This is a genomic window from Bacillus sp. TH30 (genome assembly GCF_016650875.1).
Taxonomy (GTDB): domain Bacteria; phylum Bacillota; class Bacilli; order Bacillales; family Bacillaceae_G; genus Bacillus_A; species Bacillus_A mycoides.
In genome coordinates, this window is the sequence record NZ_JAEKEY010000002.1 from 1,620,284 (window position 1) to 1,645,327 (window position 25,044).

At 35.7% G+C, this 25,044-nt stretch carries 21 protein-coding genes; 5 read left to right on the top strand and 16 right to left on the bottom strand.

From position 1 onward, the window contains the following. Positions 1-210: 210 nt before the first annotated feature. A complete protein-coding gene (locus JFU20_RS10595; protein WP_201038607.1) occupies positions 211-549 on the top strand; it encodes a hypothetical protein in 339 nt (112 codons plus the stop codon). A gap of 1,069 nt (positions 550-1,618) precedes the next feature. On the opposite strand, the gene JFU20_RS10605 is transcribed toward JFU20_RS10595, so the two are convergent. The 8 genes from JFU20_RS10605 to JFU20_RS10635 all read right to left on the bottom strand — a co-directional run bounded on the left by JFU20_RS10605 (position 1,619) and on the right by JFU20_RS10635 (position 10,486). Continuing rightward, positions 1,619-4,120 carry an SIR2 family protein gene (locus JFU20_RS10605; RefSeq protein WP_201038608.1) on the bottom strand — a complete coding sequence of 834 codons (2,502 nt, stop codon included), beginning with the start codon at positions 4,118-4,120 and terminating at the stop codon, positions 1,619-1,621. 235 nt (positions 4,121-4,355) lie between these two features. Next, positions 4,356-5,333, bottom strand: coding sequence for an ornithine cyclodeaminase family protein (locus JFU20_RS10610; RefSeq protein WP_201038609.1), 978 nt, complete (start codon positions 5,331-5,333; stop codon positions 4,356-4,358). 19 nt (positions 5,334-5,352) lie between these two features. Further along, positions 5,353-6,405: a proline racemase family protein gene (locus JFU20_RS10615; RefSeq protein ID WP_002010887.1), complete on the bottom strand. Its 1,053-nt coding sequence runs from the start codon at positions 6,403-6,405 to the stop codon at positions 5,353-5,355. A gap of 296 nt (positions 6,406-6,701) precedes the next feature. After that, positions 6,702-7,163 (bottom strand): VOC family protein, encoded by a 462-nt coding sequence (locus tag JFU20_RS10620; RefSeq protein WP_002010888.1) that lies wholly within the window; start codon positions 7,161-7,163, stop codon positions 6,702-6,704. Positions 7,164-7,403: 240 nt separating this feature from the next. Further along, a complete protein-coding gene (gene lhgO, locus JFU20_RS10625) occupies positions 7,404-8,606 on the bottom strand; it encodes an L-2-hydroxyglutarate oxidase (protein WP_201038610.1) in 1,203 nt (400 codons plus the stop codon). A 58-nt stretch (positions 8,607-8,664) separates the two neighbouring features. Next, a complete protein-coding gene (gene glaH / locus JFU20_RS10630; protein WP_201038611.1) occupies positions 8,665-9,603 on the bottom strand; it encodes a glutarate dioxygenase GlaH in 939 nt (312 codons plus the stop codon). Between the two features lie 310 nt (positions 9,604-9,913). Continuing rightward, on the bottom strand, positions 9,914-10,042 hold the full coding sequence (locus JFU20_RS30420; RefSeq protein ID WP_002010892.1) for a hypothetical protein: 129 nt from the start codon (positions 10,040-10,042) through the stop codon (positions 9,914-9,916). A gap of 90 nt (positions 10,043-10,132) precedes the next feature. Next, entirely contained in the window at positions 10,133-10,486 is a 354-nt protein-coding gene (locus JFU20_RS10635; RefSeq protein ID WP_002010894.1) for a DUF3870 domain-containing protein, read from the bottom strand. A 311-nt stretch (positions 10,487-10,797) separates the two neighbouring features. Between JFU20_RS10635 and JFU20_RS10640 the strand changes: the two genes are divergently transcribed. Then, complete coding sequence (locus JFU20_RS10640; RefSeq protein ID WP_002010895.1) at positions 10,798-10,944, top strand: YflJ family protein; 147 nt, start codon at positions 10,798-10,800, stop codon at positions 10,942-10,944. Positions 10,945-11,096: 152 nt separating this feature from the next. Here the strand turns inward: JFU20_RS10640 and JFU20_RS10645 are convergent, their stop codons facing one another. The 6 genes from JFU20_RS10645 to JFU20_RS10670 form a co-directional block, all read right to left on the bottom strand. Continuing rightward, positions 11,097-12,050 (bottom strand): TRM11 family SAM-dependent methyltransferase, encoded by a 954-nt coding sequence (locus JFU20_RS10645; RefSeq protein WP_002166292.1) that lies wholly within the window; start codon positions 12,048-12,050, stop codon positions 11,097-11,099. 161 nt (positions 12,051-12,211) lie between these two features. Then, the gene (locus JFU20_RS10650) at positions 12,212-13,801 is read right to left on the bottom strand and encodes an N-acetylmuramoyl-L-alanine amidase (RefSeq protein ID WP_002010897.1); all 1,590 of its coding nucleotides are present in this window, start codon (positions 13,799-13,801) and stop codon (positions 12,212-12,214) included. A gap of 219 nt (positions 13,802-14,020) precedes the next feature. After that, positions 14,021-15,070: a M42 family metallopeptidase gene (locus JFU20_RS10655; protein WP_002010898.1), complete on the bottom strand. Its 1,050-nt coding sequence runs from the start codon at positions 15,068-15,070 to the stop codon at positions 14,021-14,023. Between the two features lie 276 nt (positions 15,071-15,346). Then, on the bottom strand, positions 15,347-15,673 hold the full coding sequence (locus tag JFU20_RS10660; protein WP_002125566.1) for a nucleoside triphosphate pyrophosphohydrolase: 327 nt from the start codon (positions 15,671-15,673) through the stop codon (positions 15,347-15,349). A 17-nt stretch (positions 15,674-15,690) separates the two neighbouring features. Next, positions 15,691-16,011, bottom strand: coding sequence for a hypothetical protein (locus tag JFU20_RS10665; protein ID WP_002010902.1), 321 nt, complete (start codon positions 16,009-16,011; stop codon positions 15,691-15,693). Positions 16,012-16,148: 137 nt separating this feature from the next. After that, on the bottom strand, positions 16,149-16,937 hold the full coding sequence (locus tag JFU20_RS10670) for an enoyl-CoA hydratase (protein WP_002010905.1): 789 nt from the start codon (positions 16,935-16,937) through the stop codon (positions 16,149-16,151). Positions 16,938-17,266: 329 nt separating this feature from the next. Between JFU20_RS10670 and JFU20_RS10675 the strand changes: the two genes are divergently transcribed. Beyond that, the gene (locus tag JFU20_RS10675; RefSeq protein WP_002166293.1) at positions 17,267-18,661 is read left to right on the top strand and encodes an O-antigen ligase family protein; all 1,395 of its coding nucleotides are present in this window, start codon (positions 17,267-17,269) and stop codon (positions 18,659-18,661) included. A gap of 36 nt (positions 18,662-18,697) precedes the next feature. Here the strand turns inward: JFU20_RS10675 and JFU20_RS10680 are convergent, their stop codons facing one another. Further along, positions 18,698-18,892, bottom strand: coding sequence for a putative quinol monooxygenase (locus JFU20_RS10680; protein ID WP_002010910.1), 195 nt, complete (start codon positions 18,890-18,892; stop codon positions 18,698-18,700). Between the two features lie 384 nt (positions 18,893-19,276). On the opposite strand from JFU20_RS10680, the gene JFU20_RS10685 reads away from it, so the two are divergent. Together JFU20_RS10685 and patB1 are read left to right on the top strand one after the other, a co-directional pair. Beyond that, positions 19,277-20,692: an MBOAT family O-acyltransferase gene (locus JFU20_RS10685; protein WP_002166294.1), complete on the top strand. Its 1,416-nt coding sequence runs from the start codon at positions 19,277-19,279 to the stop codon at positions 20,690-20,692. A gap of 179 nt (positions 20,693-20,871) precedes the next feature. Further along, positions 20,872-22,062, top strand: a complete 1,191-nt coding sequence (gene patB1 / locus JFU20_RS10690; RefSeq protein ID WP_002010914.1) for a secondary cell wall polysaccharide O-acetyltransferase PatB1 — start codon at positions 20,872-20,874, stop codon at positions 22,060-22,062. A 312-nt stretch (positions 22,063-22,374) separates the two neighbouring features. Here the strand turns inward: patB1 and JFU20_RS10695 are convergent, their stop codons facing one another. After that, the gene (locus JFU20_RS10695; protein WP_201038612.1) at positions 22,375-24,819 is read right to left on the bottom strand and encodes an S-layer homology domain-containing protein; all 2,445 of its coding nucleotides are present in this window, start codon (positions 24,817-24,819) and stop codon (positions 22,375-22,377) included. Between the last annotated feature and the right edge of the window lie 225 nt (positions 24,820-25,044).

Consider the following 25,044-nt stretch of genomic DNA (forward strand, 5'->3'; position numbering starts at 1 on the left):
CCGAATTTTGAGGTGGGAGTCTTACTGCCCGTTAATGCGGGATAAACTATATTTATGCGGGGGAGAAAATAAAAAGACCTCGAATAGATGGCCTCGTAAAATGAGTTAAAAAACTAGCAGCCTACAGAAAGTTTCTCTGAAATGGTTGTTATATATAATTGAAAATGTAGAATGAGATTAAAGATAAAAAAACATTTTTAGGAGGTTATCATGACGTTTGATGAATTGAAAAAAAACAAACCAACAACCCCATGGGTTGAGCATGATGAAGATGGGGAATTTTTCACTGAAGAAAATATAAGTGCAACAAATAAAGTTCTCGACACTTACATTAACAATTTAGAGCTATTGGGAGAGAATCCAACCGAAGTCAAAATAATGCAAGTCGTTAAAGAAGTAGTTGTTAATATAAATGAATTAAATATCGAACATGACTATTTTATCGAAACAATGGAAAGAGAAGATCTCTATGAATTTATCGATACAGCAGCACGAATAGCTGGCTTAGAATCCGAAGAAGACATAACAGAAGAATGGCGAGAATGGTAAACAAGCTGCATACTTGATGTCTAAATTTACTCCTTCATAAAACTTTTTCCCTTGTTCTCCAATTGGGAAATAAGGGACAAACAAAAACAACTCCAATAGAATCCAATACTAATATATATTAAAATTTTCATTCAAATTAATAATATGATTAGATGTTTTTCTAAGTTCTTCTTCTCTAAATAAAATTAATCTATTTTCCAAACTCATTTCCCTAATCAATTACCAAGGTATTTTGAACATAAATATCTTATATTCTTTAAGATGTGTATCTTTAGAGTATTAAATAAACAGAAAAACAGCCGATCCTTTGTATAAAAGTTGGCTGCTTTCTTAGAATTCGAGCTCTTCCATGCGATGGAGTTCAACAACTGCTTATGAACTTCATTTAACTCCTAGCTTTTGCATTGTATTAAACAACGAAATAAAAACCAAAAATATCCAGACATTAAATCCCTTATCAATTTCTTTGAAGCAGCAAAAAACTATGGATTTCTGTCCTACACTGCAGATTTAAAAAAGTTACCTCTAGATGAATATTTTCATATTTACCATCATTCAAGTAAAGGTAGTGGCGGGTATCAGCAAGCTTTCCCAATTCCCAGCACGTTATACCATTCTTTAAAAATCGATCATTATTCACTTAAATGGTTAAATATCTTTTATCAAGATTCCCCTCCACCGCCTTGGGAATGGGAATCTTGGGATTCTTATATAGTTGAAAAGTATGTATGGATCTATAAAACTGAATAACCATTTCTACTATGTTATCATCTTCAGCAAGACAAAAAACTCCTGATTAACCAGGAGTTTTTTTGTCTTACTGTTTTATAAAATACATTTCTAGTGCTTCAAGAAACGCTTTTTCAATTTTCATCGTACCGTACATTTCATTGCCTAGTTTAAGTGGAGAGGTTTTCATAGTCATAGTTCATCACCTCATGACCACTATATGCAAGAAAACTTAAGGACTACCCTAGAATTTAAAAGTAATTGCATTCTATGTATCACAATTACCTAGTATACGAAATAAAATCAACAATATTTATGACTAAAAATTAACTTTCTAATCTCATTTTAACGTTTTCAACATACTTTCCTCTTTATTATACATAAAATCCTGTACAAACCAATTAATTTTGGCTTTATCTAGTCTCTCTCTTAAAGTAAGCCCTTTAGGGTCTTCTATTAATTGATGTCGTAATAGCCATCCAATTACTAAATCACCTTCTACATCATTTAAACCGGCTAAATTTATCCACCAATCTAAAGCACGCTCTATTTCATCAGAAGCCAATTCAGACATTTCTCTTATTAAAGTATCAGCTCTTAACCAATAATCTAAATCCCATTTATTTTGAACTAAATACAGAGCCTGATTAATGATTGCAAATACATCCTCGTTTTCAAGTCCTCTTTTTAGCAATTCTTCCACAGTGTATTTCCCAACAGTATAATCAAATTCTCCCCTTCTAATCATATAAACAAGATTTATACCAGCTATGTCACTTCCCAATTCAAATGCGTCTATAAAGCAACTAGCGGCTCCTGTATAATCGTGTTTGTCATACAACATAAAAGCTTTTTTAATTTGTGCATTACATACTATTTCATCAAAATCCTCTTTTTCCTCTATATCAGCACAAACCGTAATTATTTTATTACATGTATCTATGACTTCTGGACCACTAACATCATTTGCTATAACTAATTTTAATTTATTATCTAAAGAAGAAACAAGTAACCTTTTTATCAGAGTTTCCCTTGTATCTATAAATTTGCTTTCAAATTGCTCTAGCAAACTCAAAGCATTAAGGAAATCTTCTCTTTGTAAATTAACCCCAATTTTTTTGAATAAACTTATGGCATATGTTTTTTCATCCAATTTCTCATCTAAATCAAGCAATTTTGTATAGAGTTTTTCCGCGTTAGGAAAATCTTGTAATTCCTCCTCATAGATCATCCCTATCGTCAATAAAGAGCTCCACATAATCTGTTCATCTTCTAAAATATCCATTTTTTCCAATATGCTGATTAACTCACTATAGCTAGCTATAGATTCTAAAGGCTTACCTAAATCCAGAAGCAATTCCCCTTTAAGGGAATATGCATGCCAATATTTCTTAACATTTCGAGAATCATCAGCGGAAAAATCAATTCTCTCTAATACTTCATTAATAATTTCCAAACCTTTTTCTAATTCACCTAAATCTTGATATAACTGGGCTTTTAACATATACATTGGAGCAGCATGCTTTTTTATCTCTTCTATTTTTTCACTTTTTATGCATTTTATCGTTTCTTCAAAAAGTTCATGTGCATAAAGTGCTTCTTGTTTCTTTTCATCGTCTTCAGTATCTACGTTAAAAATTATTGTAGCAAGCACTTGCAATAATTCAGTTCTATGTCTTTCGTCTAAATTATTGATATTTATCGAATCCAAGAGTTTTAATGCTTTATCATACTGAGATCTACGAACAAATTGTCTAGTTGTTTGGAAAAAATTATAATCTTCTGTCTCATCAGGGTCTTTGCCTTCATTCTCCCTTAGCTTCTTTAACTTCTCTACGACATGATTAAGAAAAAATGCATCATTAGATACTGAATCATTAGATACTGAATCATTTCCACCAATAAATTTTATAAAGAAATTTATTGGATCACTAGTAATTTCTGGCTCCGGTAAATCTAGTCCGCTTATTATTTTATCTAAAACGATATTAGCATCTAGAACTTTATTTTTTTGTAATTGTTCTGTAAAGGAAGCGTCCTCATTTCGCCTTTCACTCGGTACAACAAACACAACATCATTGTGATGCACAAGCCAATCTGGTAAATTTTTATAAGCATCATGACTATAGCAAAACCAATAAAGATTGTATGGCAAACGCATCTCCAATCTCTTCTTTAAAGATGTCATAACAACATCATTTTCCCATCCACTATAGCCAATAATAATTGGAGACCTTGTATCAGCTATCCTATCAAATAAAGATGCCATAGTTCGATTCGTAATGTTCGATATTTGATTTCTCTCATTGATTTCACTTGTTAAATTACAGCAATCATAAGACAAGTAAGTGCCATGTACATGCACTATCTGAATGTCGCTTCGTTCCACATTGATTTTAAATGACGTACCTGGGTGATCACACACAATATGTTTTATGTTAAATAACGTCAAAGCCCTAGATAAAAAATCATCAAAATTCGGTGTGACTACAATATTAGCTAAATTTCCCGCAGACAGAAGATGAGCTAGTTTAAAATTAGCAGTTGTAATTTGCTTATTTTCAATCAGATTTCTAAAAAAATTCTGTCGTGAAATTGAATGCGGAAATGCTTGTTGCAACCATTGGGAATACTCTTCCGCACTATCCCCTCTGAGTACATTAATTTCTCCATCTTTAACATTTAATTTATTCTTACATCTAGTAATTATCTCACTTGCCACAGGCACAGAGCCCGATGATATACCTGCACCTACAATAAAGAAAAAAGGATTTTCCTTTTCAGTGGTTGCAAAAACTATTTCTCGAACAGCTTCATCTATATGTATCTTCCGAATAGTCATATATGCCCCTTTCCTTATTACCTAATATAAGGTCTATTATATAATGTGTTGGGAAATATTTCATAGAAAAACTATAACATTCGCAAACACTACACATCACATTTGAAATACATACACGCATTATAAACCAAAAGAACACCACACCCCCAATACACTTTCATGTACAAAAATATATAAATCGCCAAATAAAGTAACTTATCCCCCAAAATTAAAAAGACCACCAAAAGGCAGTCTCTCAAAACTCAATCCTATTCCCAACTCCCTGCTCCACCGCCTTCTCATACAAATACTTCGCAACGACGATATCCACTACCGCCAAACCAACCGATTTAAAAATAGTAATCTCTTCATCGTTCTCTCTACCAGCTTTTTCTCCGCTTATAATCTGACCAAGTTCGGCGTGGATGTCGCTCGCTTCAAATAATCCTTCTTTTATAGGAACTTGAAGGTCACCTGTTTCTTCTAGCGCTGCCTCTTTTGATTCGACTACTACTTTGTTTGCGTTCGCGATGGCGTGGGATGGTAGTTCTTGCATGCTCGGTCTAAATGAACCGACGGCGTTTATGTGGACGCCTTTTTGTAGTTTTTCTGAGAAGACTGGTGTGGATGCATTCGTTGTTGTGACGATGATGTCTGCTTCGCTTATTGCTTCATTTGGATCCCTGTAAACGTACGCTGGTTTGTTAAATTTCTCTTGTATATATTGCGCGAATGCATAGGCTTTTTCTTCCGTTCGGTTGTACAAAATTACTTTTTCAATATCCCTAACCGCGAGTACAGCTTCTGCAATTCCTTCCGCTTGTTCACCGGTACCGATGATGCATAAAGTTTTTGCGTTATGACGAGCTAAATGTTTTGTCGCTACTCCTGATAAGGCTCCTGTTCGAATCATCGTTAAGTACGATCCTTCTAAAAGTGAGAGTGGTTCTCCCGTTTGAAAGTCTGATAGCATAACGATCCCGTTTATCGTTTTCTTTCCTATCTCTTTATTATGCGGAGCTACCGTTACTACTTTTAAACCAAGCACTTCGAGTCCTTCCGCTACTGAAGGCATAATTAATGCGGTATTTTGCTCGTTCGCAAATGGTAATGAGCCACGAATTGGTGTGATCGTTCTTTCTGCGGAAAACTCTTTTAAAGCAAGCGCCGCGTATTCAATGACTTCATTCATATTTACTAAGTTTCGTTGTTCGTTCGCGCTTATGACTAGCATATCTTTCCACCTCCTCCTCTTATCCTAACAAAAATCCCCGATTCAAATCATCCCTCGGATCTACAACGAACTGATGAAATCCTGTAATAAATGCATTCCCCGTTACTTTCGGAACGACAGCTTCATATGTATCTACCGCTGTTACCGACAATACTTCTCCCTCAAATTGGCCGTCAGTAATGCATTCGTGGATGAACATCTCTCTTTTTTGTAAGGCATCTTTTTCAAAAAGAGTCGCGATTCTTGCGGAAGTTCCTGTGCCGCAAGGGGAACGGTCTACTTGCCCATCAGCAAAGATCGTTACATTTCGTAAAGTAGCGTCTTTTCCTTTCGGTTCATCTGAGAAAATAACTCCGTATATTCCTTTTAAATCTTCTTCAAGTGGATGTTTTACTTCCATTTGACTTTCAATGTAGTGTTTAATTTTACCGCCCCACGTTTGAATTGCAGCTAAATCTTTAAAATCGACTTTCAAACCAAACTCTTTACTATCCACTACAGCGTAGAATGCTCCGCCAAACGCGATATCTACTTGAAATTCATAGTCATCTATTTTGATAGGAACGTCTTTCTTATATACGAACGAAGGAACGTTTTCAAATGATACTGACTCTACTTCGCTCCCGTTAAATGTTGCATACGCAATAACTTCCCCGGCAGGGCTATCAATAATGAATTTTTGTTTTTCCCCTGTCACTTCAAACATACCTGTTTCAATTCCAACTGTAATAACAGCGATAATTCCGTGACCACACATCGTACTCCAGCCTTCATTGTGCATAAATAATACGCCAAAATCAGCATGAGGACTTGCGGGCGGAGTAATGATACAACCGTACATTCCGTGATGTCCTCTCGGTTCATACATAAGAACCTCACGAAGATGATCCAAATGTTCCATGCAGTATGCGCGTCTTTCCAGCTGCGTTTCTCCTTTTATTTCTGCTACCCCGCCCGTAATGATTCGAAGTGGTTCCCCAGCTACGTGAGCATCAATTGTTGTGTATATTTTACTAACCTTCATTTCTATCTCTCCCCTATATGTTAATACTATTTTCATTGCAAGTATCATGCCAACGCATAGAGTATAAAGTGAAACTTTAATCAGTCGGAGGGTCTTCATCCCCCACTGATTATTAGCCCACACCAATCGGGCTTTTACGGGCAGTTAATGCGGGATAAATCTGTATACATTTTTTGAAAAATACATACTACTGTCTATTTTTTTATACAGTAGGTGATTATTAGCCCCAAAACAAAAAGACCCCCCGAAAACTCAGGGGGTGATTTAAACCATAACTTTGCCACTTAGATAAGGTTATGGTTCCCTTTAAAATAGCTTTGCGAAATTCGAGTTTAAAATCGAATTTATTCTTCACTCCCCAAGCTTTCCCACTCACTCAAATACATGACATCTTGTTTTACTTTTTTCTTTTCAGGAAGTAAACATAGAAATTCTAAAGAATTGCCGTCAGGATCGTAAAAATAAAGATTTGCACTAGGTGTCCACGTTTGAACCATAGGCTCGGAAGGTTCAAGACCGAAAGCAGCCCTTGGGTTTATTCCTTTATTAAGAAGCCATTCTCTTGCATGAATGATTTCTTCATAGTTAACCTTGAATGCAAAGTGACTTGTATGGAATGCTTCTTCCGATACTTCCCAAATGCCCAGCATTTGTTCCTTCTTATTTTCTTTATCAAACCAAAAGAAAGCTACACGGCGTTCTTCAATAGTGCGAGCATGAAATAATCCAAGTTTAGTATAAAACTCTTTTGCCACTTCTAAATTTTTTGTTTTAACATGTGTTTCATATAAAGTACCTGGAAACAAAGCATATCCCTCCTTTATATTTTTAGAAATCCTTACTATAAAGCCTACTTTAATAAACTAGAAATAGAAGTGATATCGTATTTTCTTTAAATATTTTTCAATTTCGTAGTCCTAATGCTAAGGAAAAACTACCACTGATTAAAGCTTCACTTTGTGAGAAGGGATTCTTCAAATTCATGATTCACGGTAATATTACGCTTCAAAACGAGGCGGATTTATGACTCAAATCACCCTGACCCATCAAACCCTAACCGCCACCACATCTGGCACTTGCTTAGCAATCTCCTCACCAATCTTTATACTAGCCGTTGCCGCTGGAGATGGTGCATTGCAAATGTGCAGAGAATTGATGCCGGGGATAATACAAAAGTCATCAACCATATTTCCGTTTGATAAAATGGCTTGTGCCCTTACTCCTGCATGGGTTGGCACGATATCTTTCTCTGTAAGCTCTGGTATTAAGCGCTGCAAGCTTTTTAGGAATGATTGTTTACTGAATGAGCGCACCATTTCTTTTATGCCTTCTTTCATATTTGGCATCGCCATTTTCCAAAATCCTGTGTATGTCATTGTTTCCATGAAGTCTTTTATGTTGAAGTCTGTTTTCGTATAGCCTTCGCGTTTGAAGCTTAATACGGCATTTGGTCCTGCATGTACATCCCCGTTTATCATTCTTGTGAAATGAACACCTAAAAACGGAAATTCTGGATTTGGAACTGGATAAATTAAATGTTTTACAAGATGGCGTTTTTCTGGGACAAGTTCATAATATTCACCACGAAACGGAACAATTTTCATATCCGTTAATATACCTGTCTTTTTCGCAATACGATCACTATGTAATCCGTCGCAGTTAATGAGAAATTTCGTTTTAAATACACCTTGATTCGTCTCAATTGTTACGGCGTCTTTCTTCTCAGTAATACGCTCTGCGGCTGTTCCTAAATGTACTTCTCCCCCGCTTTCTTGAATTAAGCGAGCGAATGCATAGCTTACTCCTCTATAATCAGCAATTCCGCAAGAAGGAACACGGATTGCTCCTAGTCCCTTTACATGAGGTTCAATTTCAGCTAATTCTTCCTTACCTATTTTTTCAATATGTAAATCGTTTTGTAAGCCCCTTTCATATAAGTTATGTAAAAGAGGAAGTTCGTCCTTTTCTGTAGCGACAATTACTTTTCCGCACATGTCATAAGCGATGTCATTTTCTTTACAAAATTGAACCATAGCTGCATTTCCTTCTTTGGCAAACTTCGCTTTATAACTCCCTGGTTTATAATAAATTCCAGAATGAATTACTCCGCTATTATGTCCAGTTTGATGATGTGCAAGTTCCTTTTCTTTTTCAATGATTGCGATTTTCGCACGAGGGAATTTTTTCGTTAAAGCCATTCCCGTTGAAAGCCCAACAATTCCTCCGCCAATAATTATAAAGTCATACATCCTACTTCCCCCTTAATATGATGAAAGGCAGGCCTTTTTTAAGACCCGCCGTACAAACTTATTTAGAAAAACAACCACGTTGACGCATTAGTTCTCTATATAAATCTTTATTTTTCTCAAATGCAGCTCTTCCGTGCATCCAAAATAAGTTGTTTAAAAGAACTAAGTCACCAATTGGTAATTTCAATGCATGTGTTGCTGGTGAGTTTTCAACAGAATATGATAAGTCTTTCAGATAGTTTGCTTGTTCAATATTATCTGGATAAGCGAACTGATCAATAAAGCAAATACATGGTGCGTTATTTACGTCAAAAAATGTTTCACGATAGACGATTTCTTGCGCATTCTTACTTGGTGGTGCTTTATACGTAACCTTAACAGATGCGAGCGAATGATTTCTAAATTTCTGAAGGTCTTCCCAATCATCTAAATGTAGTAAACGAGATTCTCCGCCTACTGCATTTTGCTCTTCAATTTTCATCATAAGAAGCCAATCTGTCGGCTCATCAACGAATGTACCGTCTGTATGCAGTGTAAACAATCGGTACGCTTGACGAAGGTAAGAATCACTACTATCCGTATCTTTCACATTAAACCTAGCATAATACGTTCCTGTCATTGCATCAAAGTTCGGCTCCCCGATTAAATGTGTTAATGCTGTTGCAAATTTCACGTAGTCTGCTGGATCTGACGTTTCACCTTGTACCCCAATTGTAAATCCGCCCGTTTCACGATCATGAATAATGCCGCGAATGTTATCCATAAATGATTGCCCAAAAATCTTTCTCATTCCATCCGCAAGATTAAACCGAGAATAAGGAATGTATTGTAATGACTGCTCTGAATGCTCTTTTACCTCTTCAAAAAACTGCTTAAGCAATTGCTGATTTAAAACAATATGATATAAACGCTTATGCTCTGGATGAGGAACAATCTCATACCCCTCATATTTCTTTGCAAATTTCATCTTTGCATTTTGTTCTGTAATAATCGACATTTCAATTCCTCCCTAATTTAAATATGAAGAACTTATTGACGTTTTTTACAGACAGTTATCCTTATCTTCTTATGCTGAGATTCGGTCTTACTGTCCTAACAACGAAAAAGCCAGTCATACGCATACCACGACATAAAATCGTAGAAACGTACAACTGGCTCATAATTACGAGTGTTCTTTAATCTCTTAAAGTACAATAATAATAGACAGTTTGTATGGAAATATTTGCAAAACAGGAAAGCAAGATCGAATATAGAGAAGGCTAATTTCTCGTATGGATCTTATTAATTAAATAATAATTCAAAATTTTCTAACTGTCAATTCGTTTTTTATTATTTTCTCGACATACTTTACACATGTTACAAATCCCCTTACTTTCCGTACATCCTCTTTTTTTCGTCTCTTGTTTTACAACTTGAACTTCATTTAACTTTTTCATATTCCTTGCCTCCTCAATAAAATAAGCCAGTCGTATCTCTTTAAAAGAAATACAACTGGCTCTCGTTTATGGTTGTAAACTAGATAGTTTTTATGGTGTTGTTTCCTCGTACTCTCCTCTGGGCTGTTCATCATTTAAATAACTTACATATTGGCGATGTAAATCTTTTACCGCACTGACGATCGCATTTTGCGCTTTTCCTTGATAATGATCCGTAATATCTTGAACGATTTCTTCAATACCATCTTGCAAACTATGTCCTCTCAAAATTTGAGCAACGAAGTCTCTACCATGCTCTGTCGCAAGCGTACATGACGCTTCAATAATGACATGATATTTATGATCTGCCTCAATTGTAATTGTTAGTGTCTCGTACATACTGCGAACAGCCATCCCTTTCGGAAGTCTCGAATGTCCTGCCATAAAAAAAGTCCCTTTACGCATATTTCATCCTCCATTACTATGTTAAGAGCCAGAAAAACAATGTACACATTTGCATTGAATTTTACTACCCTTATCCTTATAGCTCGTACTTCTGCTAAGGAAGTTCAAGTGGAAAGAAGTTGTTCCTCTATTCATTTTCAAAAAGGCATTCGGGCTTACAGCGAGGCTAATCACTGTCATCCGATAATAAGTTAATCATAATGAAAATAAACCGAATATTCAATATTAAACTCCGCAAATTTCATGAATAAACAAGAAAATTCTCTCGCCCAGGCACATATACTGTTCAAAAGAAAGAAGGAAGTGGTCTCATGTATTACGGAACGAAAGGCTGGTACGTAGCTGAGCTAAAAAAATTAGGTGTTCGCTATCATGAGGGACGAAAACTAGAAAGTTACCGCGCACACGTATTACGCAATTTATTAATCGCACAACAAGAGACAACGAAAGAAGAGTAATTTGATATCGGTTGATTCTCTGAATATATCAGCGATTCGACATAAAATATCGACTTATCAACAAATCCCGCCAAATCATCCCTCCATTCCACCAACCAATCACACATCAATACAAACCAAAAAAGGTCACCCAAACGGGTGACCTTTCTTTCTTATTCACAAACAAGAATTTGTCTAGAAAATGATCCTTTTCTTGTGATACAGCGGTCTGTAATTTCAAATCCCGCTTCATGAATCATGTCGTCCATTGTTTCCATCGTGACAACGACTACTTTTTTTGCAATACGGCGCGCACTTGAAAGAATTGAGAGTTGATCTTCTGGCGTTGCGTGCGTAAATAGATCGTACGGCATATCGATAATCGCAACGTCGTAGTTCTCAGTCAGTTCTTCAATCGGTCCTTTTGTTACTGTTCCTTCAAACCCGAAATGTGCGATGTTTTTTCTCGTTCCAAGAACCACAAGTGGATTTATATCTCTACCAACGATGTTAATTCCCATAGAAAGTGCTTCTACTACTACTGTTCCAATTCCGCAGCACGGGTCAATCGCTCGTACTCCCTCTGGGTTTGGTACAGCGATATTTGCGACAGCTCTAGCAACACGTGTGCTCAGTGATGTCGAATAGCTATGCGGTTTTTTTATGTGATGATACCAAACTGGATCACTTTCTACATAGTGTCCGAAGTACCAGCGTCCTCCAAGAGGAACAATTCCGAATACACGCTCTGGATTACGAACATCCGCTTCTCCTTCAATATGCATACCGAGGTCTCGTTCAATAAGGCGTCTTTCTCCATATTCAATTTTATTTTCTTTACCAAGATCATTGATTTTAACGAAGATAACTTTGAATGTCGCTCCCGCTAAATCAATTTGTTCCACTTGTTTTAAAATGCTTTCTAAGTCGTCCCCTTCATACATAACCTCGACGCGCTCTTTAATAAACGGACTTCTACTCGGAGCAATCTTGACTTCACTTTTTAAAATATTAACGTGAGACTCCATCCCAAAGAACGAGCGCATTTCCAAGTAACATAAAGCACGCTCCTCTTCGCGAAATGCATACGTATATATACATGCAGGTGTTTTACTATGATTACTCAATCTATTATCATCCTTTATCGTTTAAAATTGTTATGATCAAAATTACTCAAATACTTTTTTCATATAAAATTAAATGATATCATATGCCCGAAATAAAGAGAAACCTTTATAATTTGTTTTATAAATAAAAAGAGACTGCCTATGGCAATCTCTTTTATTCATTAACGGAAAGAAGATACGTTGTTACCCATTGCTTCGTAGTAATCTAAAATACCTTGATAAATAGCTTCTGCTGCACTTTGTCTCTGTTCTGGTGTAGCAATTTTATCAGCATCGCTTTTATTATCTACAAATGCTAATTCTGCTAATACAGCTGGCATCGTATTTTCTCTAATTACATATAAATCGCCTTTCTTCACACCGCGATCTTTTGTTCCAAGTGCATCTACAAGACGCTCTTGAATTTTCTCTGCTAATAAACGACTTTCTGATACATTCGGGTTTGTCCCTCTTGCTGTCGCTGATTCATAGTAGAATGTTTCTGTACCTTGTCCTTGTTTACTATCCGTACCATTACCATGAATACTTACAAAAATATCACCTTTATTTGCCTGAGCAAATTCTACACGTTTTTGTAAAGACTCAGCTGCAGTGTTTCCTGGACGTGTATCATTCTCACGAGTTAACAACACAGTAAACGGTGTCTTTTTCTCAAATATTTTCTGTAATCGTAATGATACATCTAATACGGTTTTACTTTCTTTCTCATAATAACCAGGGTTCCCCGAATCAATTCCACCATGACCTGGATCAATAATAATCGCTTTACCTTCTAGGAAGTTACCTTGCTTCACTGGGTTTAATTGATTTTTATCCACCCATTGGAAACCAGCCCCCATACGGATACGAATCCAGCTATCTTTTTCTTCAATAACAGTTACTTGTTGTGCTTTATGTGTGCCTGCCACTGTAGACGTATGTGAAGCTTCTTGATATGTAGTGAATTCTTGATTAATAGACTCTGTTTTTTCTTGTAATGGTGTCCACTTCTCACCTTTACTCGTTACAACCTTCAACCAACCGTCCGCTCTTTGCTCTTTCACTTCAATCATTTGTGGCTTATGTTGAACGTCAGTAATACCAGATGATAACGATGCTTGATGATATGTAATAAAGTTTCTATTCATATACATTCTTTTCGATGTATTTGTTTTATTTTTATCTGCCATTGCGATGAACTGAGCTGCTTCAGCACGAGTTACAATACCGTCAGGATTCCAGCCATTTCCTGTACCTATTGAAATCTCTAAAGCAACTAAAATATTAGCTTGTTTCTTACCCCAATGAGGTTCCAAATCTTTAAACTGCGTTGGAAGTTCTCCAATAATTTTCTTATCTAATGAATATGCTTGTACAAGCATAGATGCCATTGATGCACGGTTAATTTGGCTTGATGGATTGAATTTCCCAGTACCATCTCCATTAATTACACCCGCTTTTTCTACCGCAGCAATATATGGTGCTGCCCAATGATCTTGCGAATCTTTAAAAGATGGTTTCGCTTTTGGATCAATTGGTAAGCCAAGAACTGCTGCTAATATTTTTGCAGCTGATCCTTTATCTACTGCTTCAGATGGAGAAAACGTTCCGTCTGGTTTTCCATCAAGCGCTTTTTTCCCTACTAAATAGTCAACCGATTCCTGCGCCCATGTAGGAACATCCGAAAACTTTTTCCCTGCTGCGAAACTACTTACTGGAGATGATAATAAACTTGCGGCTAAAATACCAGCCGCGACTGCACGATACTTCATAAAAAATAATACTCCTCTCAAAAACCATTTATAATAACGCGTAATCTTAATATGCAAATCATAATAAATCCGAACAAAAAAAATTAGTGCGCCTCTATCATTTTATAATACTAGAATTCTGTAGTAAACCTACTTTCTTAATATTGTAAAATAAAATACAATTTAAGTAGTTTTTATACACAAAAAAGTGGCTGATTCATAGAATCAACCACCCGCTCACTATTCTACTATCATTTCTGATAACACATATGCATAAACAAGTGCTTCTGTATGTGCAATTGAGCTTTCATGCGTACGCTCAAATGCGTGAGAAGAATCAATACCAGCTCCAATTAACGCATGTTTCACATCAAATCCGGCGCGAATCGCAGCTGATGCGTCTGATCCGTAGTATGGATAAATATCCACTTTATATTCAATAGCGTTCGCTTTCGCCAGTTCAACTAAATGTTTACGTAAAGCGTAATGGTATGGACCGCTAGAGTCTTTCGCACAAATGGATACTGTATATTCATCAGATGTTTGTCCATCACCTAACGCTCCCATATCAACTGCTAAATATTCTACCGTTTCTCCTGGAATATTTGAGTTTCCACCGTATCCAATTTCTTCATTATTAGAAATTAAGAAATGTGTTGTATATGGCAATGTTACCTTTTCATCTTGCAATCTTTTAATCAATTTTAATAGAATTGCTACACTTACTTTATCGTCTAAATGACGTGATTTTATGTATCCACTCTCTGTAATTTGAACGCGTGGATCAAATGAAACGAAGTCTCCTACTTCAATTCCTAACTCACGTACTTCATCAGCTGAAAAGACACGCTCATCAATACGCACTTCAATATTTTTCTCATCGCGCTTCGCTTCCCCTGCATCTTTGTACACATGGACAGAAGTTTGATGCATTAAAATTGTACCTGTATATTTCTTACCGCTTGACGTTTCAATTTCGCAATATTCCCCTTCTACAGAGTTCCAGCGAAATCCACCAATCATAGATAGACGAAGACGACCGTCAGGCTTAATTTCTTTCACCATCGCACCTAACGTATCAACGTGTGCAGTTAATAAACGATGCTGCTCATCATTCTTTCCTTTAACCGTTAAAATAAGAGCGCCTTTATTATTACGCTTCGTCTCTACATTCCACTCACTTACATAGTTTTCAATAAAACTAATAATTTTCGCCGTGTTTCCAGATGGACTTGGAATAGAGACAAGCTCCTTAATAAGTTCCATCGTTTCTTTCGTATGATGTGCCATTGTCGTTTCCTCCTCATTTTCTCTACTATTTAGTATAGCGAAATTACGATAAAACCTCTACTCATATAGTTTAATTTTCTAAATTATAATAAAATTCACTTTATCCTAATCTCAATGACAAAAAAGCACCGCATTATCTCCATTAACACTGTGCTTTTTCTATAAAGTGAAACTTTAATCAGCCCGCATCAATCGGGCTTTTACGGGCAGCCCGACTCCTTCGCATTCGCCGAATTTTGAGTTGGGGTCTTACTGCCCGCAAATAGCGGGATAAAACTACTCTTCCGAAACGTCCATCAAATAAATCCCTCTTGTAAATCCGCCGCGCTCTTCTTCTTTCTGCTTACGAATAAGCTCTACATCTTCCATTGTTGCACCTTCTGCACGCGCTAATGAAATAATAATTTCAAGTGCATCTGCAAGTGAATCTAGCGCATGTTCACGCTCTTTCATCGAAGCAAATTCACGAATTTCTTCTGTACCAATTTTCGCTAGCGCTTGTATGTAAGCTTGTCCTGTTAATTTTTGTGCTGTATATGTTTTTCCAGACATCAAAATTTTCTCCGGGACACGATCTCTTACTAATCTGTTATAAGTTGACATCACTTTTCCTCCCACTTTTAATAACACCCAAGCTCTGCTTTATAGAAAAACCACTCTTTTTTCACACAAGCACTTAACATATCAATTCCTGATCCGTGCGCCTTTACTACCGGGAAGAAGTAATGCTCTGGTTCTTCTTTCTTATCACCGTATAAGGTTTGGTACTCATCAGGAATCGCCTCCTTTTTCACATCCCGTTCTTTCTTCACTTCACCAGAGAAAGCAACAGTTGGATGTCCCTCAAAGAATAATGCAGTCCGTACCGCAAGAGATGGTGTACTATGCAAAGCATAATATGTAAGTAAAATAATAACGATAACACCGATAATTTTCTTCATTTATTACTCCTAAAAAAAGTGCTAACACAATTATACTAAAATGTGTTAGCACTTTCTTCCCTTTATCTCGAATTAACGGGCAGTAAGACTAATAATCCGCGGGGGATAAACAAATCCCCACGGATTAAAGTTTCACTTTATTCCCCTTTAAATGCTGGTAAACGTTTTTCTAGAAAAGCTGCAATACCTTCTTTATGGTCCGCTGTTTGTCTCATCGCATATTGACCACGCTTTTCGAGCTGAAGCGTTTGTTCTAAATTAGAACGATTCACTTCACATAAAATTTGTTTCGTTTGAATCATCGCCTTGATTGGTTTTTGTAACCATTCATTAATTTTTTGCTTCACAGCCGTTTGGAAATCCTCACCGATTACTTCATCAATTAAACCGATATCTAGCGCTTCTGTCGCTGATAATTTCTTCCCTTCCCAAATGATTTTCTTCGTCATATTTTCACCGACGCGCTTTTGAAGGAAGAAATGGCCACCACCATCTGGAATTAAAGCGATTCCAATAAAGTTCATCGCAATAACTGATGATATATCTGCCATGACATAATCAGCTGTTAATGCAATACTTAATCCAAGTCCAGCAGTCGGCCCATGAATTGCACTAATAACAAGCTTCGGCATCGTATATAACGTCACAACGATTTCAGAAATTGTATTCATGATGCCTTCAAACTTACTTTCATCATTACTTGAAAGCATTGATTTAATATCTCCACCCGCAGAAAAACCACGGCCACTTCCGCACAACACAACAACGTGAACAGAACTTTCCGCCACTTCTTTCAACTTTTGTAATAACTCTTTTAACGTTGGTTCATCTAATGCATTTAAAACCTCTGGACGATTGACCATAACCGTTGCTACGCGCCCTTCATATTTCACAACAACAGATTCTGTTTTACTTGTTACTTCCATTATATATACCCCTCTTTTCAACATAAAGATTATACTTATATAATTATAGAAAGCATGTTAAAAATCCTTCTTTTTTCTCAATTTTCTGTCTAATAACCTCATAATTTGTATATATCTCCGTATAAAACATACAATTTCGTTAAAAAATATAGAAATTAAAGTCGGTTTATCAATGCTTTTCATCTATTTACCATTACAATGAAATGGTGTATTCTTAAGTTTGATGCAAAAAAACAAATATTGAAATTCATTCGCCTTATTATGTAAATAAGGCTTTTATCCCCATCTCTTGGGTATTGAACTAAAGGAATGAAGAAATGGAGGAATATATGGTTAATAAGTTGAAACAAACGGATAACTACTTCCCGCATTTCCTATTGCTATTCATTGTGTTTCAACCAATTTTAGATTTATTAACGTCTTTTTCAATCTATGTATTACACATGAGCGCAACAGTTGGAATCGTAGTCCGTTTCGCCTTTATGCTTCTTGCATTAGGTTATCTACTTCTTCATAGAAATCAACATGGAGCGAAAAAGTACATTCTCTATTTATGCCTACTCGGTATCGTACTAGCAATTGGTCTTGCAAATAATATGATGATTAAATCCCCAGTTTCATTTGGCGAAGAAGTGAAATTTATTTTAAAGAGCATATATCCAATTGTGCTACTGTTTGGATATATTATCGTCTTTAAAGAATTAAAAAATAAAGAATATACGTTTCATAAAATCATTACATATTTCTTATATGCAACTTTAATTTTAAGTATCACACTGATTGTTGCAATGCAAACTGGTACAGATTTCCCAAGCTACCCTCACTCAAAAATTGGTTCAAGAGGTTGGTTCTTTGCTGGAAATGATTTAAGTTCTATTTTTGCAATTATGTTCCCAATCGTAGTGTTATATTCGATTCATAAAACAACTTCTTTCTCGAAAATCTATTACTGGATTCCAACAATACTCGCGATGTATGCAAGTATTATGGTCGGAACGAAAGTAGGATATGGTGCAATTGTTCTAACGCTTGGCGTGGCACTTTTATTCTCATTCATTGAATATATGGTTCATCGCAAAAAAGAAGGAAAAGGATTCACATATCTCGTAAATACAGTTGTTGCCGCTATTATACTAGGAGGTTTAATTGCCCTTACACCGCATACTCCTATCGCAAAAAATATGGGCATCCACATGCAAATATACGAATACAAAAAATCAGTACAAGAAGAAAAAGATAGAAAAGAAGGAAAAATAATTAAAGAAGATCCTGACGCAGAGAAAAAACATGCAAAAGGTGAACTAACAGACTCTGAGGTCAAAAGTTTAATTTACAGTGATCGCGATAAGTTTTTAAAAGTATACAAACAATACTATAAAGACGCACCACTATCACAAAAATTATTCGGAATGGGCTATGCTGGTAACTATACGGTTAAAATTAAATTAATCGAAATGGACTTCCATGACATATTCTTTGCGTTCGGAATCATCGGTTCTCTTATTTACTTCGTACCATTCCTTTACTTCGGTATTAAATTATTACTCAGCATCATAACAAACTTTAAGAAAATATTAACTGTGAAATATATGCTATTAGCTAGCACCGTTGTACTATCACTTGGAGTTGCCTTTATGTCCGGGCACGTATTAACAGCGCCAGCCGTTAGTATTTTCTTCGTTGTTATACTCGCTTACTTAATTGTTGATTTAGAGGTGGAATAAAAAAGAAGCAGCATCCAAATGGATGCTGCTTCTTTTTTATTCCAATCCTTTACCGCCTCTAGCATTCAAAGTACTAATTCTTTCTACTCCAGTAATAATTGGTTTTGCTCGCTTAATTAAATTTTGTGTAGACTCTAACGTTAAAGATGCTTTGTGTGCGTCTTCATTACTCCATACTTCAAAAACATATACAGCATTCGGCTCATCATTAGAAGTACTTACAATATACACTTCACAAGTATCCCTAATGACTGCATTGATTCCTTCACCTCTAACAAAATGTCTGCTAATATATCTCGATTACTTTCTTCCACGATAAATTTGCCATACAATCCGAATTTACTCCCTATTCTCCTCCTTAGTTATGTCACTTCTCTTATCTCAAAATTAATAATCCCCATAAATCACTCAAATACCTTCTTTTCCATTTAAAAAAACACTGAATTGCCCACCTTTCTTATGTATTAAATTAGAATCTATTTATATAGAATAATTATTTTAATCGAATTATTAACATGCTAAAATATTAAAGGCACTATTATATAAAAGAATATATAATAGATATGTCGGTTTTTTTTGCACGAAATGTATTTCGAAAAAAGTGAGGAGAGTCCTTTGGTATTTAGTAGTTCGATTTTCTTATTTATCTTTTTACCTCTCGTATTATTTCTCTATTTTATAGTGCGTGCCGAGCTACGTAATTTCGTATTACTTGCATTTAGTTTAATTTTCTATGCATGGGGCGAACCGCGTTTCGTTCTTTTAATGCTCTTTTCCATTGTATTAAACTACTGCTTTGGCCTACTCGTGCATCATTATGATAAACGAAAAAATATGAAAGTCACATTTTTAATTATGGCTGTAGTTGGAAATATACTATTACTTTCTTATTTTAAGTATATTTCATTTTTCACAGACATTTTAAACAACGCTTTACATTTATCTATCCATGTGGAGCCTATTCCACTACCAATTGGAATTTCATTTTATACATTCCAAGCGATGTCCTATGTCATCGATATATACCGTAAAGATGGGGATGTTCAAAAAAATCCACTTAACTTAGCGCTATATATCTCTATTTTCCCTCAGCTTATTGCCGGACCAATTGTTCGTTACAATATCGTCGCTGAGCAAATTAAAACGCGCATCCATTCTTTTGAACGATTCACAGAAGGTATTCAAATTTTCGTTCTCGGACTAGCAAAAAAAATATTAATCGCTAACCAAGTTGGGTTTGTCGCTGATAAAATTTTTGCCTTACCACCATCTGAAATGAGTGTTGGAACGGCATGGATTGGTATAATTGCCTATACCCTGCAAATTTATTTCGATTTCTCAGGATACTCTGATATGGCAATCGGACTCGGAAAAATGTTCGGCTTTGATTTCCCGAAAAACTTCAACTACCCATATATCTCTAAATCTATTTCAGAGTTTTGGAGAAGATGGCATATTACACTCGGCTCTTGGTTCCGCGATTACATATATATCCCGCTCGGCGGAAACCGCGTTTCAAAACTAGCAAATTATCGTAACCTCTTCATCGTATGGGGGTTAACTGGTTTATGGCACGGGGCGAGCTGGACATTTATCGCCTGGGGCTTATATTACGGCTTTATTATTTCAATTGAAAAAGCTGGATTCGAAAAAATATTAAACAAACTATGGAAACCGCTGCAACATGCATACGTATTATTAATCGTTATGATCGGTTGGGTCTTCTTCCGAGCTGATAACTTCGCCTACTCGTTCCAATATTTAAAAGCGATGTTTGGCATGCAAAGGCAATCTTTCATCGATGACAACACAATGCTATATATACATGAATACATTGTCATATTTATCATTGCCTTTATCGCAGCGACACCAATTTTAAAACGAATTAAAAACATACTAGAACTTGAGCCAAAAACGTATATGTTCACGATGCAATTTGTACGTCCTATATTATTACTAACATTATTTATGATTTCGGTTATGTACTTGATTAACTCAACATATAATCCATTTATTTATTTCAGGTTTTAACTTATCCCGCTATTTTCCGGACAGTAAGACCCCCACCTCAAAATTCAGCGAAAGCAAAGAAGTTAAGTTGGGGGCGGGCTGCCCGGAAAAGCCCGATTGGTTAAGGCTGATAATCAGTGGTGGATGAACAAGACCCCCACTGATTAAAGTTTCACTTTATGTAGGAAGGAAAAGTTATTATGAAAAAATTGGGGAACCTCATCCTGTTTATCGGTTTTCTCACCATTATCTTTTCATTTGGCATATTATCGTTACTCAAAACAGACCGAGACATTTCACCAGTTGAAAATCGGCCGCTCGCTCAAAAACCAGCACTTACGAAAGCAACTCTCCTAACTGGTAGCTTCTTTAAAGATTTTGAAACATACACAAATGATCAACTAATCGGACGAGATGAGCTAATTAAAAACTATACGATTGCTCAAATTAATATGGGCAAATCTTTCATTAACGATATTATTTTAACTGATGATAAATGGCTCCTTAAAAATCCAGCGTGGACAAAAAAATATAATGAAATTGACCAATCCATGCCTGCTATAAACGACTTATCTCAGTTTTTAAAAGAAAAAAACATTGAGTTTTACTTTGCTTTACCACCGTCAAAAACGAATGCATTATCATTTAAATTACCTTCTCATATTCACACATATGCACAGGAAAATTTAAATTACTTTCTAACGAAACTTCCGGCGGACGTAAAGCCAATTAAACTCATGGAACACTTGAAACAGAACTATACGAACGAAGAAATACAAGACATGTATTTCAAAACAGATCATCATTGGAATATGGACGGTGCCTTCTTAGGCTACCAATATATAATGAACACAATCGGGCAACAATCTTCTATATATAAAGGAAAAGAAATAAAAAAAGAAGACTACACTCGTACATGTGCGCAAAATAAACATTTAGTTGGAAGCTTCAACAACCAACTATACCAACTCATCGATGCAGCTGGTGAAAAATTGTGCTACTACACACCGAAAGACGGTTTCAACTTCACAAGCGTAACCGCAAAAGATGTAAACGGTACTGTATATCGCACATTAGATGAACTATATGGCGTAGAAAAACAAAAAGACACAACATCATACGCAGGCTATTACACAAACGACTATCCAGAAATCGTCATCGAAAATAACAATGCACCAAATGAAGTACGCGCCTTAGTCCTAAAAGACTCATTCGCAAACGCAATCGTGCCACACTTAGCACAAAGCTTCAAACACACATCCATCCTCGACCTTCGTCACTATCACGAAAAGGATGTATATCAATACATTAAAGACAACAACATTAACATGGTATTGTTTGTGTATAGTGATTCGAATTTGAGTGGGGACATGTTTAAGTTTAAACAATAACCATATAACACAGCCATAAAGCTTATACATGGCTGTGTTTTTTATTTTAGATTCTCTCTGACTATCCCCCTCAAACTAAAAAATAAAGGCATCTTATCACTAAATAGCTAGTACATTTTGTAAGTACCTCTTAAAATCTAAAAATTTAGATCTCAAATAAAAATTAATAAACCCTACAAAACTTATCTCCTTCCCCTTAAATTTTTTTACATGATTCTACTATTAACGTAAAATAAAAGCCTATGATACTCATAGACTTTCATCTATTTTCTCATAGGCTTTATTAAGCACTTACTATTTAATTATTTTAAATTAGTTTTGTGCAGGCTTTACTTCTTTGATAGAAACTGCTACTCTTACTGCTTTATCAAATTCTACCTTTTGTTCTTTACCTTCTTTTACAACTGTCAGGTTTTTCACGTAGATAGATGTTGCACCTTTTGTACCAACTTTTCCATCTTCAGCTACAACACTTGTGTCAGCAGAAACAAATTCTACTTTAGAAACTGTTGCGTTTGCTGTAGTTGCAGGTACGTTATCAACAGATAGAATTTTTGCAAGCTCAGCTTTTAAATCAGCGTTTGCTGCTACATCTTTTAGAGATGTGCTTGTGAACTCTACTGCTAATCCTTTAGCAGCTGGTGCTGTGTCAACAACTTTGAATGAATGAGTTGCGATTAACTTACCATCAGCTAATTTCACAGCTACTTTGTAAGTTTCACCAGCTTTTGCACCTGCTCCAACAGTAATTACACTGTTATTGTCCACAGTTACTTGCTCACTAGTTGCCGCTACTTCTTTACCATCTTTATTTGTTGTTACTGTTAGTTCAGCACCTTCAGCCTCTTTTAAAACTAATCCATTTGCATCAACTGGAAGGACAGAAACAGTCATAGCATTCTTTTTATTGTCTTTAGTAACATATTTATCTAACTCGCTCTCTAAGCCACGAACTTCAAATTTAGAGAATGTACCTGGAGCTTTTAATTCTAGAGCTACTTTAGCTTTTACTTCTTTTTTACCAGATGTAGCTGTTAATTCTAATACGTATTTTCCAGCTTCTTGACCATTAGCATTTACTACTAATTCTTTATTTTCATGCTTAGCAGTTACTTTTTGATCTGTTAGCTCTTTACCGTCTTTATCAAGAACTTTTACTTCTACTTTATCAGCAGTAAAGTCTTTACCGTATTGATCTAATACTGGAGCTTTTATTTTTAAGTCTGTTACGTCTTTCGTAGAAAGTGTTAAGTTTGTTTGCTCTAACTTAATTTCTTTTAGAGATTTTTGAGCGAAAGCTTCAATTTCAACTGTTTTTGAAGCAAGCTCTTTACCGTTTGCATCTTTAACAGTTACTTTTACTGGTGCTTTGCCTGCAGCTAATACAGTTACTTTACCAGTAGCTTTATCTACTACAGCAACTTCTGTATTTAATGACTCATATTCAACTGCACCAGTTGTTACTGCATTAAATTGGTCTTTCAATTCTACTTGAACGTAAGCTTTGTCGCCTTCATAAACTTTATTGTTTTGTTTGAAGTCTTTAGAAGTAAAGTCAGCTTTACCTTGCTCTGCAACTGTCCAGTTAGAGATTGAAGCTACTGCAGCACCTTCAGCAGAAACTTTTACTGTTTTACTTTCAGCTACTACTTTACCTTCTTTTTTGTAAACAGCTTTTACAGTAGTTGAAGTACCTTTTGCTAAAGTAATTTCACCATTTTTGATTGTTCCCTCAGCAGCTGGAGTTTCAAATTCAATTCCAGTTGGTGAAACAACTTCAGTACCGTTTTCATCTGTAACTTTGTATTGTAATTTAGTTGCTGTATTAGCTACCACTGTTTGGTCAGCCATTTCGATTGTTTTTGCTTCTAAAGAACCTACAGTTACTTCTGTTTTACCAACTTTATTTACATCTACAGTGTAAGTTTGTTTAGCTGCTAGGTTATCGTATAACTCAACTGTAGCAGATTTTTTATCTTCTGATAAAGTTACGTTTTTAACTAACGCTTTATCGTTGTTAGCTTTGTTAGTTACTTTAACATCTTCTTTAGTTAATTTTTCAACAGCTTTGTCGAATTTAACTTCTACTTTTTGAGATGTAACTGCTTTAGCTGATTCAACTTTTGCAGCAGCGCCGTAGTTCATATCAGTTTTAGCAATGAATTTAGCAGCTTCAGCACGAGTCACAGATTTATCTGGCTCCCAACCATTGCCAGTACCATTAGTGATATCTAAAGCAACTAAAATGTTAGCAGCTTTTTCACCCCAGTGATCTTTTAAATCAGGGAATTTAGTTTCTAAGTCTCCGCTTACTTTACCATCTAATTTGTATGCTTTTACGATCATTGTTGCCATAGAAGCACGGTCAATTTTGTTGTTTGGATTAAACTTACCAGTTTCATCCCCTTGAATTACACCAGCTTTTTCAACAGCTGCGATATATTTAGCAGCCCATGAATCTTGAGCATCTTTGAAAGTTGGTTTTGCACCATCTTCAACTTTTAAGTCTAACGTAATTGCCATAATTTTTGCAGCAGAAGCGCGGTCAATTGCTTCAGATGGAGCGAATGTTCCGTCTGGTTTACCTTCGATTGCTTTTTTTGCTACTAAATAATCAATGTACTCTGCACTCCAAGAACCTGGTTCAACGTCTGGGAATGTTTTTCCTGCTGCTGCTACTGGAGATACAACACCTGCTACCATTGCTGCTGTCATTGTACCAGCGATTAATTTTTTGTAAGAGTTAGTCTTTGCCATTTTATATATTTCCTCATAGAAATGCGGAACCCATTCCATAATATAGAACAATACACATATTACACCATTTTATTGAAAAATAAAATCCCTAAACGCCAAAAAAATAAAAAGATTTACAATTATCCAACTTTATTTTTCGACATCTCATAAAAATTATGTATAGGCTTCATTATCAAGTATGTATTAATTGTGTATCAACATAAGCTTCATACAATCTGTACATAA

Bases quoted from the DNA above. Each gene is read 5' to 3' on its own strand.
- JFU20_RS10595 (WP_201038607.1), top strand. From the start codon at position 211: ATGACGTTTGATGAATTGAAAAAAAACAAACCAACAACCCCATGGGTT.
- JFU20_RS10605 (WP_201038608.1), bottom strand. From the start codon at position 4,120: ATGACTATTCGGAAGATACATATAGATGAAGCTGTTCGAGAAATAGTT.
- JFU20_RS10610 (WP_201038609.1), bottom strand. From the start codon at position 5,333: ATGCTAGTCATAAGCGCGAACGAACAACGAAACTTAGTAAATATGAAT.
- JFU20_RS10615 (WP_002010887.1), bottom strand. From the start codon at position 6,405: ATGATACTTGCAATGAAAATAGTATTAACATATAGGGGAGAGATAGAA.
- lhgO (WP_201038610.1), bottom strand. From the start codon at position 8,606: ATGTATGACTTTATAATTATTGGCGGAGGAATTGTTGGGCTTTCAACG.
- glaH (WP_201038611.1), bottom strand. From the start codon at position 9,603: ATGTCGATTATTACAGAACAAAATGCAAAGATGAAATTTGCAAAGAAA.
- JFU20_RS30420 (WP_002010892.1), bottom strand. From the start codon at position 10,042: ATGAAAAAGTTAAATGAAGTTCAAGTTGTAAAACAAGAGACGAAAAAA.
- JFU20_RS10635 (WP_002010894.1), bottom strand. From the start codon at position 10,486: ATGCGTAAAGGGACTTTTTTTATGGCAGGACATTCGAGACTTCCGAAA.
- JFU20_RS10640 (WP_002010895.1), top strand. From the start codon at position 10,798: ATGTATTACGGAACGAAAGGCTGGTACGTAGCTGAGCTAAAAAAATTA.
- JFU20_RS10650 (WP_002010897.1), bottom strand. From the start codon at position 13,801: ATGAAGTATCGTGCAGTCGCGGCTGGTATTTTAGCCGCAAGTTTATTA.
- JFU20_RS10655 (WP_002010898.1), bottom strand. From the start codon at position 15,070: ATGGCACATCATACGAAAGAAACGATGGAACTTATTAAGGAGCTTGTC.
- JFU20_RS10660 (WP_002125566.1), bottom strand. From the start codon at position 15,673: ATGTCAACTTATAACAGATTAGTAAGAGATCGTGTCCCGGAGAAAATT.
- JFU20_RS10665 (WP_002010902.1), bottom strand. From the start codon at position 16,011: ATGAAGAAAATTATCGGTGTTATCGTTATTATTTTACTTACATATTAT.
- JFU20_RS10670 (WP_002010905.1), bottom strand. From the start codon at position 16,937: ATGGAAGTAACAAGTAAAACAGAATCTGTTGTTGTGAAATATGAAGGG.
- JFU20_RS10675 (WP_002166293.1), top strand. From the start codon at position 17,267: ATGGTTAATAAGTTGAAACAAACGGATAACTACTTCCCGCATTTCCTA.
- patB1 (WP_002010914.1), top strand. From the start codon at position 20,872: ATGAAAAAATTGGGGAACCTCATCCTGTTTATCGGTTTTCTCACCATT.
- JFU20_RS10695 (WP_201038612.1), bottom strand. From the start codon at position 24,819: ATGGCAAAGACTAACTCTTACAAAAAATTAATCGCTGGTACAATGACA.